The sequence below is a fragment of the Cryobacterium sp. TMT3-29-2 genome (genome assembly GCF_004564305.1).
GTDB classification, from domain to species: domain Bacteria; phylum Actinomycetota; class Actinomycetes; order Actinomycetales; family Microbacteriaceae; genus Cryobacterium; species Cryobacterium sinapicolor.
Genome location: NZ_SOGK01000051.1, coordinates 17,960 through 34,765 on the forward strand (window position 1 = coordinate 17,960; position 16,806 = coordinate 34,765).

11 protein-coding genes are annotated in these 16,806 nt (G+C 69.2%); 8 read left to right on the forward strand and 3 right to left on the reverse strand.

Annotation, left to right across the window (positions count from 1 at the left end):
* Positions 1-227: 227 nt before the first annotated feature.
* Genes glgX through treZ form a run of 3 tightly spaced genes read left to right on the forward strand, consistent with a single transcriptional unit; the run spans position 228 to position 6,605 of the window.
* Positions 228-2,432 (forward strand): glycogen debranching protein GlgX, encoded by a 2,205-nt coding sequence (glgX, locus tag E3O67_RS06380; RefSeq protein ID WP_134430512.1) that lies wholly within the window; start codon positions 228-230, stop codon positions 2,430-2,432.
* Positions 2,429-4,855: a malto-oligosyltrehalose synthase gene (gene treY, locus E3O67_RS06385; RefSeq protein ID WP_134430509.1), complete on the forward strand. Its 2,427-nt coding sequence runs from the start codon at positions 2,429-2,431 to the stop codon at positions 4,853-4,855. Before glgX ends, treY begins: the two co-directional genes overlap by 4 nt.
* Positions 4,845-6,605, forward strand: a complete 1,761-nt coding sequence (treZ, locus tag E3O67_RS06390; RefSeq protein ID WP_135102273.1) for a malto-oligosyltrehalose trehalohydrolase — start codon at positions 4,845-4,847, stop codon at positions 6,603-6,605. Before treY ends, treZ begins: the two co-directional genes overlap by 11 nt.
* Positions 6,606-6,716: 111 nt before the next feature.
* On the opposite strand, the gene E3O67_RS06395 is transcribed toward treZ, so the two are convergent.
* Positions 6,717-9,566 (reverse strand): FAD-binding and (Fe-S)-binding domain-containing protein, encoded by a 2,850-nt coding sequence (locus tag E3O67_RS06395; RefSeq protein WP_135102287.1) that lies wholly within the window; start codon positions 9,564-9,566, stop codon positions 6,717-6,719.
* Positions 9,567-9,640: 74 nt separating this feature from the next.
* Positions 9,641-11,368 carry an L-lactate permease gene (locus E3O67_RS06400; RefSeq protein ID WP_135102274.1) on the reverse strand — a complete coding sequence of 576 codons (1,728 nt, stop codon included), beginning with the start codon at positions 11,366-11,368 and terminating at the stop codon, positions 9,641-9,643.
* A gap of 136 nt (positions 11,369-11,504) precedes the next feature.
* Here E3O67_RS06400 and E3O67_RS06405 point away from each other — a divergent pair, with 136 nt between their 5' ends.
* Genes E3O67_RS06405 through E3O67_RS06415 form a run of 3 tightly spaced genes read left to right on the forward strand, consistent with a single transcriptional unit; the run spans position 11,505 to position 13,333 of the window.
* Positions 11,505-12,212, forward strand: a complete 708-nt coding sequence (locus E3O67_RS06405) for a GntR family transcriptional regulator (RefSeq protein ID WP_134430500.1) — start codon at positions 11,505-11,507, stop codon at positions 12,210-12,212.
* A gap of 16 nt (positions 12,213-12,228) precedes the next feature.
* Entirely contained in the window at positions 12,229-12,798 is a 570-nt protein-coding gene (locus E3O67_RS06410; protein ID WP_135102275.1) for a hypothetical protein, read from the forward strand.
* Between the two features lie 16 nt (positions 12,799-12,814).
* Positions 12,815-13,333, forward strand: coding sequence for a hypothetical protein (locus tag E3O67_RS06415; protein WP_134430495.1), 519 nt, complete (start codon positions 12,815-12,817; stop codon positions 13,331-13,333).
* A gap of 88 nt (positions 13,334-13,421) precedes the next feature.
* Here E3O67_RS06415 and E3O67_RS06420 read toward each other — a convergent pair whose 3' ends face one another.
* Positions 13,422-14,672 carry a low temperature requirement protein A gene (locus E3O67_RS06420; protein WP_167726516.1) on the reverse strand — a complete coding sequence of 417 codons (1,251 nt, stop codon included), beginning with the start codon at positions 14,670-14,672 and terminating at the stop codon, positions 13,422-13,424.
* Between the two features lie 141 nt (positions 14,673-14,813).
* Here E3O67_RS06420 and E3O67_RS06425 point away from each other — a divergent pair, with 141 nt between their 5' ends.
* Positions 14,814-15,998 (forward strand): acetyl-CoA C-acyltransferase, encoded by a 1,185-nt coding sequence (locus tag E3O67_RS06425; protein WP_134430489.1) that lies wholly within the window; start codon positions 14,814-14,816, stop codon positions 15,996-15,998.
* The gene (locus E3O67_RS06430) at positions 15,999-16,745 is read left to right on the forward strand and encodes an enoyl-CoA hydratase/isomerase family protein (protein WP_134430486.1); all 747 of its coding nucleotides are present in this window, start codon (positions 15,999-16,001) and stop codon (positions 16,743-16,745) included.
* Positions 16,746-16,806: the final 61 nt, after the last annotated feature.

The following is a 16,806-nucleotide window of genomic DNA, read 5'->3' on the forward strand; positions in this document are numbered from 1 at the left end:
GACCCCGGCGCTCGCTGACGACTCTGACCCGGCCGCGGAGGGCCGCCGTGAGAACCGGGGACGGAGCGAAGATCACGACCGCATTCACCGCGGCACGATACCCCGATCGGGCGCCCGTGACACCCGATCGGGCGTCAGGGGGGCCCGGCAGACTGTAGCGTACTTGTGGGCATACCGGCGCGGTCGGTGTGCCGACAAGACCAGACCCACAGCACGAGGAGCACTCTTTGGAAACCTGGCCCGGTACTGCGTACCCGCTCGGCGCAACGTATGACGGCAGCGGCACGAACTTTGCCCTGTTCAGCGAAGCCGCCCACCGCGTTGAACTTTGCCTCTTCGACGAACAGGGCGTTGAGACCCGCATCGAAGTGGTCGAGTCCAGCGCGTTCATCTGGCACTGCTACCTGCCGCTGATCCAGCCGGGACAGCGCTACGGCTATCGCGTGCACGGCGACTACAACCCCGCCGCGGGCAGCAGGGCTAACCCCAACAAGCTCCTGCTCGACCCCTATGCCAAGGCCACCTGCGGCACCATCGACTGGGACCAGTCCCTGTTCTCCTACAACTTCGGCGACCCGGATTCGCGCAACGACGAGGACTCCGCCCCGCACATGATGCTCGGCGTCGTCGTCAACCCGTTCTTCGACTGGGTGGGCGACCGACCCCTGCGCACGCCCTACAGCGCCTCCCTGATCTACGAGGCCCACGTAAAGGGCCTCACCAAGCTGCAGGACGCGGTGCCGGAGGGCCAGCGCGGCACGTATGCCGGCGTGGCGCATCCGTCGGTCATCGACCACCTGCAGAAACTCGGCGTGACCGCGATCGAACTGATGCCGGTGCACCAGTTCGTCAACGACGGCACCCTCGAGGAAAAGGGCCTGAACAACTACTGGGGCTACAACACCATCGGGTTCTTCGCCCCGCACAACGCGTATTCCTCGACCGGCGACCTGGGCAACCAGGTGCAGGAATTCAAGGGGATGGTGCGTTCTCTGCACGACGCGGGCATCGAGGTCATCCTCGACGTGGTCTACAACCACACCGCGGAGGGTAACCACCTCGGTCCGACGATCTCGTTCAAGGGCATCGACAATGAGGCGTACTACCGCCTTATGGACGACGACAAGCGCTACTACATGGACTACACGGGCACCGGCAACACCCTGAACGTGCGCCACCCGCACTCGCTGCAGCTGATCATGGACTCGCTGCGCTACTGGGTTCTCGAAATGCACGTGGACGGTTTCCGATTCGACCTGGCCTCGGCCCTGGCCCGCGACCTCTACGACGTCGACAAGCTCTCCACCTTTTTCGAACTCGTGCAGCAGGACCCGGTGGTCTCCCAGGTGAAGCTCATCGCCGAGCCGTGGGACGTCGGCCCCGGCGGTTACCAGGTCGGCAACTTCCCGGCCCAGTGGACGGAATGGAACGGGAAGTACCGCGACACCGTGCGTGACTTCTGGCGCGGAGAACCGTCGACGCTGGGCGAGTTCGCCTCGCGCATCACCGGCTCCGCGGACCTCTACGAGCACTCCGGCCGCCGCCCGGTCGCGTCGATCAACTTCGTCACCGCGCACGACGGGTTCACCCTCTCCGACCTGGTCTCCTACAACGAGAAGCACAACGACGCCAACGGTGAGAACGGCCAGGACGGCGAATCGCACAACCGGTCCTGGAACTCCGGGGTCGAGGGGCCGACGGATGACCCGGAGGTCCTGGAACTGCGGGCCCGCCAGCAGCGCAACTACGTGGCCACCCTGCTCCTGTCGCAGGGCGTGCCGATGATCCTCCACGGTGACGAGCTCGGCCGCACGCAGAAGGGCAACAACAACACCTATGCCCAGGACAACGACCTGAGCTGGATCCACTGGTCGGACGCGGACAACCCGCTGATCGAGTTCACGGCCGCCGTATCCCGGTTGCGCCGTGAACACCCGACCTTCCGCCGCAGCAGCTTCTTCAACGGCCACCCCGGCCACCGCACCGTGGGCGACCCGATGAGCGATCTCGTCTGGCTGACCCCCGACGGGAAGGAGATGCAGTCCCAGGACTGGGACGAGCACCTCACCCGCACGGTCGCCATGTTCCTCAGCGGCGACGGCATCCGTGAGCGCGACGCGCGCGGTCAGCCGGTGACCGACGTCAACTTCCTGGTCTGCTTCAACGCGGACGCCGAGGATGTCGAGTTCACCCTGCCCTCGGCCGAATACGCCCCGGCGTGGGAGATCGTCGTCGACACGGCTGGGGAGGGCGCCGACGCGATTCCGCGGCCCGCCGGGTCGTTGCACACGGTCACGTCGCGGTCGCTCGTGGTGCTGCGGGCGTACCATTCCCCGGAAACCGCGCCGGACCACTCCGTCGCGGCTTCCCTATCCGGACTGATGACGGGGTCCATCTCCGTGGTCGACCCGGCGCACCTGGTCCAGCCGTGAGGATTCCGCTCAGCACCTATCGCCTTCAGATCACGGCCGCCTTCGACCTGGCCGCCGCCGAGGGAGTGCTCGACTATGTGAACGAGCTGGGCGCGGACTGGCTCTACCTGTCCCCGCTCCTCGCCGCGGAGGAGGGCTCCGACCACGGCTACGACGTGGTCGACCACTCCCGGATCGACCCGGTTCGTGGCGGTGCCGAGGCGCTCACCCGACTGGCGGCGGCCGCGACGGATGCCGGGCGCGGCATCCTGGTGGACATCGTGCCCAATCACATGGGCGTCGCGACCCCGCACCGGAACCACTGGTGGTGGAACCTGCTCCAAAACGGCCCCGCGTCGCGCTACGTGGAGGCCTTCGACGTGGACTGGGCCGCGAACGGCGACCGGATCCTGCTGCCCGTGCTCGGCGACGACGCGGACGGCCGGAGCGAGCTCGACCGCCTCGAGGTGGTCGGCGACGAGCTGCACTACTACGACAACCGGTTCCCGCTGGCTCCCGGCACCGCCGATGACGGCGCGGACGGCAGGGCTGTGCACTCCCGCCAGCACTACGAACTCGTCAACTGGCGCCGCGCGGACGCGCAGCTGAACTACCGGCGCTTCTTCTCCGTGAACACCCTGGCCGGGCTCAGGGTGGAGGTGCCGTGGGTCTTCGACGAATCCCATCGGGAGATCGTGCGCTGGGTGCAGGACGGCCTCGTTCAGGGGCTGCGGGTCGACCACCCCGACGGCCTCGCCGATCCGGGCGGCTACCTCGACCGGTTGCGGGATGCCACCGACGGGGCCTACGTGCTCGTCGAGAAGATCCTCGAGGGTGACGAGCAGCTGCCGACCGGTTGGGCCACCGCCGGCACGACCGGCTACGACGCCCTCGCCGACTTCGACCGGCTGCTCGTCGACCCGGCCGGACAGCGCGCGCTCGACGCGCTCGAGGCCCGGCTTCAGGCCGAGGCCGCCGCGCCGACCGGTGATGCGCCGCCGGCGAACTGGGCCGACCTGGTGCACGCACGGAAGCGCGTCATCGCCGACCACACCCTCCAGGCGGAGGTCGTACGGCTGGCCCGACTCGTGCCCGCCACCACCGCGGCCGTCGATCCTGCCACCGTCGACGCCTTGGCCGAGCTCCTGGCCTGCTTCCCGGTCTACCGCTCCTATCTCCCGGTGGGCATCGACGAGCTGAGCCACGCCGCCGCCGAAGCTGCCCGCCACCGGCCCGACCTCGTGAGCGCGATCTCGGGTCTCCTTCCGCTTCTTGGCGACCCCGGGCATCCGCTGGCCGTGCGCTTCCAGCAGACCTCGGGCATGGTGATGGCCAAGGGCGTCGAAGACACCGCCTACTACCGCTTCAGCCGGCTCACCTCGCTCAACGAGGTCGGCGCCGACCCGGGGGAGTTCGCGGTCGATGCGGACGAGTTCCACCGGCGCCAGCAGATCCGCCTGGCCACATTCCCGGCCTCGATGACGACCCTCTCCACCCACGACACCAAACGCAGCGAGGATGTCCGCGCCCGCATCTCGGTCCTGGCCGAGATTCCCGTGGAATGGGAGAACACCCTGCGCACCCTGCGCGCGGCCGCCCCCCTCGGTGACGCCCCCTTCGAGAACCTGCTCTGGCAGGCCATCGTCGGATCCTGGCCGGCCACACCGGAACGCCTCATCGCCTACGCGGAGAAGGCGGCACGGGAGGCCGGAACCTCGACCACCTGGACCAGCCGGAACGCGGAGTTCGAGGCGGCGATGCGGGGCCTCGTGACCGCCTCCTTCGACGACCCCGCGGTCACGCAGACGCTTTCCGCGTTCGTCGACCGGGTGCGCGCCGCCGGCTGGAGCAACGCTCTCTCCAACAAGCTCGTTCAGCTGACGGCCCCGGGCGTGCCCGACGTATATCAGGGCACCGAGCTGTGGGACACGTCCCTCGTCGACCCCGACAACCGCCGCCCGGTCGACTACGACCTGCGGCGCGGCTACCTGACCCGGGTGAACGACGGCTGGTTGCCGCCCGTCGACGAGACCGGCGCCGCGAAACTGCTGGTCACCACGCGTGCCCTCCGGCTGCGCCGCGACCATCCCGAACGTTTCTTCCGGCACAGCCCGGTCGCCGCGTTCGGCACCGCCGCCGCCCACGTGATCGCCTTCGACCGCGGCGGCGCGGTCACCGTCGCCACCCGGCTGCCGCTCGGGCTCGCGGCCGGGGGCGGCTGGGACGACACGACCGTGGTCCTGTCCGGCCGCCCGGTCGTCGACTTGCTGACCGGTGAACGCCACCCCGGCGGAACCGTCAGCGTGGCCGCCCTGCTGCGACGATACCCGGTGGCCCTGCTGGTGCCCGCCGACGGCCAGGACAGCGCCGACACCGCCGACGGCCAGGACAGCGCCGAGCCCGCCCGCACGAACGACCTGGAAAGCGCCGACCATGCCCACTGAATTCGAAGTTTGGGCTCCCCACGCCTCGGCCGTGGCGGTCGAACTCGCCGACCAGACGCTGGCGATGACCGCGCGGGGCGACGGATGGTGGCACGCACCCCGCCCGCCGGCCGAGCCGGCCGCGCGCGGCGTCGACTACGGGTTCCTGATCGACGGCCAGGGACCCTTCCCTGACCCCTGCTCCCGGCACCAGCCGAATGGCGTGCACGCGAAGAGCCGCACGTTCGATCCCGGCGCTCACGTCTGGCAGGACGGCGACTGGACCGGCCGCCAGCTGGCCGGCAGCACCATCTACGAGCTGCACCTGGGCACCTTCACCTCGGAGGGCACCCTCGACGCCGCGGCGGGCCGGCTGGCGCACCTGGCCTCGATCGGTGTCGACTTCGTGGAGCTGCTCCCGGTCAACGCCTTCAACGGCACCCACAACTGGGGCTACGACGGCGTGCTCTGGTACGCCGTGCACGAGGGCTACGGCGGACCGGCCGCCTACCAGCGGTTCGTGGACGCCTGCCACCAGGCCGGCATCGGCGTCATCCAGGACGTGGTCTACAACCACCTCGGCCCGAGCGGCAACTACCTGCCGCAGTTCGGCCCCTATCTGAACGAGGCAGGCGACACCGGCTGGGGTTCCTCGCTCAACCTCGACGGCCCCGACTCCGACCCGGTGCGCCGCTACATCATCGACAACGCCCTGATGTGGCTGGGCGACTACCACGTCGACGGGCTCCGCCTGGATGCGGTGCACGCCCTGCGGGACGATCACGCGCTGCACCTGCTCGAGGAGCTCGCCACCGAGGTCGATGTGCTGATCGCCACCACCGGGCGTCCGCTCAGCCTGATCGCCGAGTCCGACCTCAACGACCCCCGGCTGATCACGCCGCGGGACACCGGCGGCTACGGGCTCACCGGCCAGTGGAGCGACGACTTCCACCACGCCGTGCACGTGGCGGTGACCGGCGAGACCACCGGCTACTACGCCGACTTCGAGCTGCTCGGCGCCCTCGCGAAGGTACTCACCCATGGGTTCTTCCACGACGGCACGTTCTCCAGCTTCCGCGGGCGCACCCACGGGCGCCCGATCGACACGGCGCGGATGCCGGCCTGGCGCCTCGTCGTCGCCAACCAGAACCACGACCAGATCGGCAACCGGGCCACGGGCGACCGCCTCAGCGCGACCCTCGACACCGGGCAGCTGGCGATCGCAGCCACGCTGACCCTGCTCGGACCGTTCACGCCCATGCTGTTCATGGGCGAGGAGTGGGGAGCGAGCACGCCCTGGCAGTTCTTCACGTCGCATCCGGAACCCGAACTCGGCGAGGCCGTGCGCACCGGCCGGATCGGCGAGTTCGCGCGCATGGGCTGGGACCCGGCCCTAGTGCCCGACCCGCAGGACCCGGCCACGTTCGAGCGGTCGGTGCTGGACTGGGACGAGCTGTCCGAACCCGCCCACGCGCGCCTGCTCGGTTTCTACCAGGCCCTGGGCCGGCTGCGCCGGTCCTGTCCGGATATCACCGACCCGCGCTTCGGCCGGGTCGCGGTCGACGTCGACGAGAACGAGCGGTGGTTGAGGCTTCGCCGCGGCGACACCGAGATCCTGGTCAACCTGGGCACGGAGCCCCGTGAGGTGCCGACGGATGCCCCGGCGCTGCTGGCATCCTTCGCCGCCACCGGTGACGCGGTCCAGGGCCGTACCCCGACCGCCGTGCTCCTCGCGCCGCACTCTGTGGCCGTCTTCGGCGCCCCCGAGTAGCCCGCCGCCCCGGCTCGCGCCTCTCGGCGCGGCCCGGGTCGCGGCGCACCCGACGCAAGCAGGCGCAGGTTCTACCTTCGCCTGCTTCCGGAGGGTGCGGCTCACCTGGGGCTAGACGGCGCCCGACTCTGCCAGACGGGGAGCGGTGGCATCCGGATCGTCGGTGTCGGGCCGGGTCACCTCTTCCAGCAGCTCGAGTACGTGGCGGTACTCCTTGCCCGTGGCCCGGGTCAGCCCGAGCTCGCAGGTGCGGTTGCACGACACGAACGCCGTGGCGTCCATCGTCGCGACGTCGGCTGCCTGCGCCCGGGTGGCCGATTCGGTCAGCTCGGGATGCAGCATGCCGCGGTCCCCGGCAAAGCCGCAGCAGCCCCAGTTGTCCGGCACCTGCACCGTCTCGGCGACGCCGCCCGCAAGGGTCTGCAGGGAGTCGTTGATGCCCATCCGGGTGGACGAGCACGTGGGGTGCAGCGCGAGCTTGTCGATCTTCTGGTACTCGGGCAGTGACGGCAGGATGCGTTCGGCGGCGAACTGCACGGCGTCCACCACCCGCAGGCGCGGCTCGTCGTGGTCACCCTCGATCGTCGTGCGCAGGCCCTCGGTGCAGGAGGAGGCGTCGCAGATGATCGCGAGCTCCCCATTCCGGGTCGCCGTGCGCAGCGCCGCGAGGGTCTTGGCCCGCATGGTCGCCTCGCCGGTCTTCAGACCCTTCGACGACCACGGCGTGCCGCAGCAGAGCCCGTCGATGCCCTCCGGCACCACCAGGGTGATGCCGGCCCGGTCGCAGAGCTGCTCGAAGCTGACCTGCACCCCCGGCGTGCCGGCGGTCGCCGGACCGAACATGGTCTGCACGCAGGCCGGGAAGTAAACGGCTTCCGGCGCCAGGGCCGGCGTCGGGCGGGAGCGTCCGCCGCCGCCGCCGGGCAGCTCACTCGAATAGAGCGGCAGGGTGTCGGTGCCGAGAACGGCCCGGCCGAGCTTGTTGGGCACCATCAGCACCGGGGTCGGGATCTTGCGCACCACGGTCAGAGCCAGTCCGGCGCCGCGGGTGACCGCACCCCAATTCTTGGCCGCGGTGTTCCAGACGCCGTTGATCAGCGGTCCGGCCTCACCGCGCCGGATCTGCTTCATCATGGTGCCGGTGTTGATGTTGACCGGGCACGCGGTCTGGCACATGCCGTCGACCGCGCAGGTCTCCACGCCGTCGTAGACGTAGTCCTTCTCCAATTCCGTTGCCAGGGCCAGGTTGCCGCCCCGGCGGGCCTGTTCGATTGCGCGCAGGGTGACGATCCGCTGGCGAGGTGTCAGGGTCAGGTCCCGGCTGGGGCAGACGGGCTCGCAGTAGCCGCACGAGACGCAGCTGTCGACGACCTCCGCCACCGGCGGCACCAGCTTGATGTCGCGCAGGTGCACCTCCGGGTCGTCGTTCATCAGCACGCCGGGGTTGAGCATCCCGGCGGGGTCGAAGAGCACCTTGAGCTGCCGCATGACGTCGTAGAGCTCGTCGCCGTACTGGCGCCGCACATACGGTGCCATCACCCGCCCGGTGCCGTGCTCGGCCTTCAGCGAGCCGCCCTCACCGAGCACCAGGTCCACCATGTCCTCGGTGAAGGCGCTGTAGCGCTCCAGCTCGGTCTTGCCGGTGAAACCGTCGGTGAGCATGAAGTGGATGTTGCCGTCCTTGGCGTGACCGAAGATCACGCTGTTGCGGTAGCTGTACTTGTCGAACAGGCGGATCAGCTCCACGCAGGTGCGACCCAGCGCGGCCACCGGCACGACGACATCCTCGAGCAGGGCCGTGGTGCCCTGCGGGCGGGCGCCGGCGACGGATGCGTAGAGCCCCTTCCGCAGGTGCCACAGCTGGGCCCGGGTCGCGGAGTCCGCGCTGAACTCGACCGGGGCGCTGAGCCCGAGCCCCGGCAGGATGCCCAGGCCCGCGTGTTGCAGCTCCTGTAGTCGCTCGGGGTTGTCGGTCTGGTACTCCATCAGGAGTGCCGCGTGGTCCCGCACCGCGAGGTCGCGCACGACCGGGGGAACGTTGTCCAGGCCCTGACCCACCTTGAGCGACAGGGCGTCCATCAGCTCGAGGGTGGCCGCCCCGGTTCCCACCAGGGCAGGCAGGGCCGCGTTGGCGGTCTCCAGGTCGGGGAAGACCAGCAGGCCGGTGACGGTGTGGGTCGGTCGGGGCACGGTGCGAAAGACCGCCTCCGCGACGAAGCCGAGGGTGCCCTCGCTGCCCACGATCAAGTGCGCCAGGATGTCCACGGGTCGGTCGAAGTCCAGTAGGGAGTTCAGGCCGTAACCCATGGTGTTCTTCATCGAGAACTGGTGCCGGATGGTGGCCACGGAGGAGGGGTTCCGCTGAACCCGCTTGGCGAGGCGTAGCAGACCCTCGTGCAGCTCGGGTTCGAGGGTGCGGAGGCGGGCGTCGGCATCCGTCGCCCCGGTGTCGACGACGGTGCCGCTGGGCAGCACCACCGTGACCGATTCCAGGGTCTGGTAGGCGTTGTCGACGGTGCCGCAGGCCATCCCGGAGGAGTTGTTGGCCACGACTCCACCGATGGTGCAGGCGGATTCGCTCGCCGGGTCCGGGCCGAACTTGCGGCCGTACTTCGCCAGGCGGGCATTCAGTGCGCGCACGGTGACGCCGGGCTGAACCCGCACCCGGGCGCCGCCCTCGAGCACCTCGATCTGCTTGAAGTTGCGCCGCACGTCGACCAGCACGCCGTCGGTGAGTGCCTGGCCGCTCAGGCTGGTGCCGCCGGAGCGGAACGTGAGCGGAACGCCCTGAGCCCGGCTGGCGCGCAGCAGCTTGCCGACCTCGTCGGCGTTTCCGGCCACGACCAGGGCCTGGGGGACGAGCAGGAAGTGCGAGGCGTCGTGGGCGTTGGCGTGCAGGTCGATGGCCCGGGTCTTGACCTGGGCCGGGTCGGACACCGCGGCGCGGAGGGCACCCAGCATCCCGGCGGATGCAGGTACCGATTCGGGACCCGAGAGGGTCGCCGAGGGGGTGTCCACCGTGCCGCGGCGGGCCATTACGGCACCATCCAGCCGAGGACCGGGGTGGACTGCAGCACGATCAGGAGGGTGATCAGCACGAGGAGCCCGAGGCTCCAGCCGACCAGCTTGCGGAAGAGCAGGCTCTCCGCTCCCACCAATCCGACCGCGGCGGCGGCCACAGCCAGGTTCTGCAGCGAGAGCATCTTGCCGAGCACTCCGGCCGACGAGTTGGCGGCGGCCATCAGCACCGGCGACAGGCCGGTCGCGTTGGCGGCGGTGACCTGCAACTGTCCGAAGAGTGCGTTGGACGAGGTGTCGGAACCCGTCAGGGCCACGCCGATCCAGCCGATTAGAGGGGAGATCACGGCAAAGAACACACCCGCGGTGGCGAGCCAGGCGCCGAGGGAGGCGGTCTGGCCAGACAGGTTCATGACGAACGAGAGGGCCAGCACGGCGGTGACGGTGACGATGGTCCAGCGCAGCTGCACGAGGGTGTCACCGTAGATCTTGAGGCCCTGGCGGAACGAGACCTTGTAGAGGGCCATGGTGATCAAGCCGGAGAAGAGCAGCAGGGTGCCGGTGGCCTTGATGTGGTCGAGCTTGAAGGTGGTCGCCGGGACTGGGTTGCCGGCCGCGTCGACCACGTCCAGTCCGGGCCAGGGGAAGGTGACGCTGCCCACGACGCCGAGCCAGGCCTTGACGGCCGGGATCTGCGCGATCGAGAAGATGCCCATGATGATCAGGTATGGGGCGACGGCCTTCCAGACCTGGCGGGGCTCCGGGCGGGTGTTGTCGGTCAAGTCGGGGCTGTCGGCGGAGCGTCGGGCCGACTTGAGCGCGGTGGTGGGGGTGCTGCGCATGGCGGATTCGGGAACCGCGGCACCCACGGTCGTGCTCACCAGGTTCTCGGCACCGGACAGTTCGACGTCGTCGTTCAGGCCCATGGATTCGGACGGCTGCCAGAAGCGCAGCATGATCAGGACGGCAGCAACGGTGGCGACGGCGGCCACGACATCCGTCAGTTCGACGGCGAAGTAGTTGGCCGTGACGAACTGGGCCAGCCCGAAGACGAGACCGGCGACCACGGCCACCGGCCAGGTCTGCTTGATGCCGCGCTTGCCGTCGACGATGAAGACGAGGATCAGCGGCACGATCACGGCGATGAACGGCGTCTGGCGACCGGCCATGGAGGCGAGGTCCTGGATCGGCAGGCCGGTCACGCCGTTGAGGGCGATGATCGGGGCGGCCATGGCGCCGAAGGCCACCGGAGCCGTGTTGGCCAGCAGCGAGACCATGGCGGACTTGAGCGGCTTCATTCCCGCGGCCATCAGCATGGCGGCGGAGATGGCGACCGGGGCGCCGAATCCGGCGAGCGACTCGAGCAGCGCGCCGAAGCAGAACGCGATCAGGATGGCGAGAATACGCAGGTCGTTGGAAATGGAACGGATGGTGCGGCCCAGCACCTCGAACCAGGGGGTGGCCACGGTGAGCTTGTAGATCCACAACGCGTTGACCAGGATCCAGAGGATCGGGAAGAGGCCGTAGAAAATGCCGGCCGCCGTTGCGCTCAGCGCCTGGCCGACGGGCATCTGCCAACCGACAACGGCGAGCACGACGGAGAGGAGCAGACTGGCGAGGGCCGCCTTGTGCGCCTTGACCCGGAACACGCCGAGTGGGACGAAGAGGAGAATGAGTGGCAAAGCGGCACAAATGGCCGACAGGACGAGGGATCCAAGAATCGGATCGAGTATCTGTTGAAAGATGGGGTCTCCACACTGAGGTCATGGTCACGCCGTCGTGACACCTCCACGATTGTCTAGCAAGTATGCAAGTAAGTCAACAATATTTGTGATTTTGTCTGTCAAGATGAGAACACTCGTTTAGGAAAGGCAGGCTCCCGTGGCAGCGCGCGTAACGGCAACGTCGATCGTGGATGCCATTTCAAACGATCTGAGAACCCGGATCCTCGAGGGTGAATTAACCTCCGATCTGGCCCTGACCGAGACCGAGATGGCCGCGAGCTACGACGTAGCCCGCCCCACGGCGAAGGCGGCGATCGAGAAGCTGGTGTCCGAGGGGCTGCTCGTGCGCGGGGCGCACAAGAGTGCCCGTGTCGCCGAGCTCGGCCCGGACTCTGTGCGCGACATCTACCGGGCCCGCGCCTACCTCGAGAGCGAGGTGCTGCGCCGCCTGGCCGTGACTCGCACCGTCCCGGAGGGGGCCGTGCAGGCGAACCGTGACATCGCGGCCGTGGCCGGCGGCTCCGCGCTCGACGTGGTGGAGCCCGATATGCGCTTCCACACCAGTCTGATCGACGCGGTCGGCAACGAGCGACTCAGCAAGATGTACCGTTCGCTGGTCAGTGAGGTACGTCTGTGCATGGTCCGGGTGCAGTCCCTCAATCTGCTCGACACGGCGCTGATCCAGGCCGAACACCAGCGCATCCTGGAGCTCATCGCCGAGGGTGACGGCCCCGGGGCCGCCCAGCTGCTCGATGAGCACCTCTCCCGTGCCCGCGAGCGCCTCGCGGCCGCCATCGGCGGTGAAGCCGGCCCGGAGGCCCACCACCCGTCGTCCCTGCACCCGTCCTCCCTGCACTCGTCCTGAGTGCCTGCGGCACACAATGGGATATTTTCTCGCACCATCGACCAGCGCGGCCCTGTCGCGCCTGGCCGCCCTGGACGCCGCCCCCGGTTCGGCGCCGCTCGAGCGGCTGCGGGCCATCCGCTCCCTGCTCCTCGAACTTGACGCCGACCCGGCCACCCTCGTGGGGGTGCGCGACGCTCTCCGCGGGGGCGCGGACTGGGACGAGATCGCCGATGCCGCGGGGCTGAAGCCGGCCGCCGCGAAGTGGCGTTGGAACGGCACCGACGCCGAGATCGCCGCCCGCCAGGCGGCCGGACGCAAGCGGGCCGCGCGCCCCAGCGCCGTGCCCACGGATCTGCCCGGGCTGTCCGTGTCCGAGGCCGCAGCGCAGTTGGGCGTCACTGCCCAGGCGATCTACCTGAAGCTGAGCCGCGGCAAGCTCGCCGGCCGGACCGTCGAACTCGCCGACGGCCGCAGCTACAAGCGGGTCTTCCTCAACGACGACCCGAATGCCCGCGGGGACGCCCGCCGTGACCCTGCCCGCCTTGACCCTGCCCAGTCGGTAGAAGACAATGACCCAACCGCCTCTTCCCCCGATGCACCCTGACGACGGAGCCCGAACAATGACTGATTTCTCCTCGACCGGCACGTCCACCCGGGCGCTGCCCCTGAACGATCAGACCGAGACGCTCGAGCCCGTCGAAGACCCGCAGCCGGCCGCGGCCCAGCCGGCTCCCGCTCCAGCGTCGACACCACGATTCACGACCACGCCCGGCCAGCGCACCGCACTCGTCGTCCTGGTCGGCATCGCCGCGCTCGCGGTGGCCTTCATCGTGATGCTGCTGGTCGGGGTGTCGAGCGAGAGCATCAACGCCCTGGCCGTCTTCGCCACGCCCATCGCCTCGATGGTGGCCGCCTACTACGGCATCACCCTGAGCATTCAGCAGGTGCGCAGCGAACGCGCCGAAAAGGAGAAGGCCATCGCCCGAGCGGATGCCGCAGACGCCGCCAGCCGCGAAACCGAGGTTTGGGCCGCCCAGATGGAGTCCGGCCTGCGCGTCGCGATGGCCCAGCTCACCGCCGCCCGCATCGGCACCGAGTCGGTGACGAAGGCCGCCGGAACCCCCGACGGATTCTTCTAACCGCGGTTCGATCATCTGACACAACAGGAATGAGGGGTATCGCATTGGGCGCACCCCGTGTTCCTGTCGTTTCGCTGCCCCGTCTCGGCTAGCCGGCCTTTTCCTCGGCGGTGCCGTTCCGCACGCGCACGATGGTGTCCCAGCAGGCGACGGTGGCCAGCACGAACGCTCCCGCCGCTCCCACGGCGAGCGGTGGCAGGGCGGAGGCGAGAGGCAGCGCCAGCAACAGCACCGCGATACCGCTCAGGTGGGAGACCAGAACTTCCCCGGCGACGAGGAACCGGAACAGCGCCAGCCCTAGCAGGTACAGCAGCGGCCCGCCGGTGATCGCGACGGCCGTCGAGAACGTGACCGGGCCATCCGGATGCGCCAGGATCTCTTTGTCGCCGACCGAGGTCAGCACCACGCCCGCGATGATCAGGGCGTGCACATAGGTATAGGCGAGGCGGGCGAGACGGCCGGGGTTGGCTGCCTCGGTGAGTGCCTTGCTGCCGGCGTGCTCCCCGTGGTCGAAATACAGCCACCACATGGCCGCTCCGCTCACGAAGGCCAACAGGAGGCCGAGCACGCCCGGCACCGAGACGTCCTGGTCGACGAAGGCGAAGCCGGTCACCAGGAAGGATTCTCCGAGCGCGATGATGACGAACAGGGCGCTGCGCTCCGCGATGTGCGGGCCGGACAGCTCGCCATTGCCGGGGGTGGCCCGGCCGAGGCCCGGAACCGGGAAACCGAGCGAGGCTGACACGAATTCGATCCCCAACGCTGACGCCCAGAGCAGCAGCCGGTAGTCGGCCGGGAGCAGACCGCCGAGAATCCAGAACAGCCCGGCCACGGCCAGCCAGACGAAGATTCGCACGAAGGCGCGGAAGAGGGCAGGGTCGTGGCGCGCGAGCGCGAGGGCCATGAAGGCCGTGCGGCCGAGCTGCAGGGTGACATAGGCCACGGCGAAGATGAGTCCCCGGTCGCCGAACGATTCGAAGATCGAGACGCTGACCACGAGCCCGATGAGGGAGAGGCCGATCACGACCCCGCGCACGGGCAGGCGCGCCGGGTCGAGCACGTTGGTCACCCAGGTGGTGTGCACCCAGATCCACCACAGGACGAGCACCAGGACGACGGACTCCGCGGCGCCCTGCCAGGACTGGTTCTCATAGAGATGGTTCGACAGTTGGGTCAGCGCGAAAACGAAGATCAGGTCGAAGAACAACTCGATGAAGGTGACCCGGTCTGCCTGGTCCGACCGGTCCGGGCGTAACAGATTGCGGCGGAGACCGAGGCGGCCGGCGGGGCGGCGACCGGTGCCGGGGGCGGATGGGACGGTGCTGGGCGTTGCGTTCACCCATCCAGTGTGCCTCAGTCGAGCCGATGTGGGGGAGGGCGGCGTGGCGGCTTCCTCCTCTTGCCCTGCAAGGACTTTCTATGACATTCTTTACAAAACGAACGGTCAGTTAGTAACACGGCGATCAAAGGTGATGAAGCCATGCCCGAAGCATTCCTCGTTGATGGTGTTCGAACTCCCATCGGCCGATACGGCGGGGTGCTGGCCGGCATCCGTCCCGACGACCTGGCCGCCGTCGTGCTGGCCGCAGTCGTGTCCCGGTCCGGACTGGATCCCACCCTGGTCGACGAGGTCATCCTGGGAGCCGCGAACCAGGCCGGCGAGGACAACCGCAACGTCGCCCGCATGGCCGTGCTCCTGGCAGGTCTCCCCGACAGCGTGCCGGGGATCACGGTCAACCGGCTCTGCGCCTCCGGGTTGTCCGCCGTGCACCTGGCCGCCAACATGATCAAGGCCGGCGAAGCGGACATCGTGATCGCGGGCGGTGTCGAGTCGATGACCCGCGCACCCTGGGTTCTCGCCAAGCCGGAGAAGGCGTTCGCCAAGCCGGGTGAGATCGTCGACACCTCGATCGGCTGGCGCTTCACCAATCCGCGCCTGACAGCGCGCGACAAGGCCACTTTTTCCATGTCCGAGACGGCCGAGGAAGTCGCGGCCCTGGACGGCATCAGCCGCACGGATGCCGACACGTTCGCCTTGCGCTCGCACCGGTTGGCGCTCGAGGCGCAGCGTGACGGTATCTTCACGCCCGAGATCGTGGGTGTCCCAACCCGGGCCGGCCTGGCCGAGATCGACGAGGGGCCCCGGGCCGACACCACGCTCGAACGCCTCGCCGGGCTGCGCTCGGTCGTGCGGCCGGGCGGCATCGTCACGGCCGGCAACGCCAGCTCCCTCAACGACGGCGCGTCCGCCATCGTCGTGGCGAGCGAGGCTGCCATCGAACGTCTGGGGCTGTCGCCCCGCGCCCGGGTAGTGGGCGGAGCCAGCGCCGGCGTCGCCCCGGAGACCATGGGGCTCGGCCCCGTCCCGGCCACGCAAAAGCTATTGCACCGCCTGGGCCTGACCATCGGGGATGTCGACGCCGTCGAACTGAACGAGGCGTTCGCGACCCAGTCGTTGGCCTGCATCCGCCGCCTCGGCCTCGACCCGGAGATCGTCAACCGGCACGGCGGCGCCATCGCCCTCGGACATCCCCTCGGATCGTCCGGTTCCCGTATCCTGATCACCCTGCTGGGACGCATGGAGCGCGAAGGTGCCCGCCGCGGCGTGGCCACCATGTGCGTGGGCGTCGGGCAGGGCTCCTCCCTACTCGTGGAGCGAGTCTAGATGTCGCGTGAGTTCTCGACCCTGCTCGTCGAGTACCGGCCGGACCGCGTGCACGTGCAGCTCAACCGTCCGGATGTGCGCAACGCGATCGACCAGACCATGATCGACGAGCTGCACCTGGTCTGCGGCGAACTCGAACGCGGGCCGCGCATCCTGATCCTCTCCGGCACGAACGGCGTCTTCGCCTCCGGGGCCGACATCGCGCAGCTGCGGGACCGCCGGGCCGAGGACGCCCTGAAGGGCATCAACTCCGGCCTGTTCGGCCGGATCGCCAGGCTGCCGCTGCCGGTGATCGCCGCCATCGACGGTTGGGCGCTCGGCGGAGGTGCCGAACTGGCCTACGCCGCCGACTTCCGGCTCGCCTCGACGACGGCTCGGCTCGGCAACCCGGAGACCGCCCTCGGCATCATCCCGGCGGCCGGTGCGCTCTGGCGGCTGGCCGCACTGGTCGGCGAACCCGTGGCCAAGGAGATCATCCTGGCCGGTCGTATCCTGACCGCCGCCGAGGCGCTGGCCGTGCACCTGGTCACCGAGGTGCACGAACCGGGCGCCCTGCTGGCGGCCGCACACGCGCTGGCCGACCGGATCGCCAGACAGGACCCCCTGGCCACCCAGCTGGCCAAAGAGGTCTTCCATGTCCCGGCGGCCGCGCATCCGTTGGCCGACAACGAAGCCCAGGCCCGGCTCTTCGAGTCCGAGGAGAAATTCGCCCGCATGACCGCATTCCTGGAGAGGAAGAAGCGATGACGCTCAGCACCGAGGCCACCGAGGCCACCGAGGTCACCGAGGCCACTCAGGCCACCGAGGC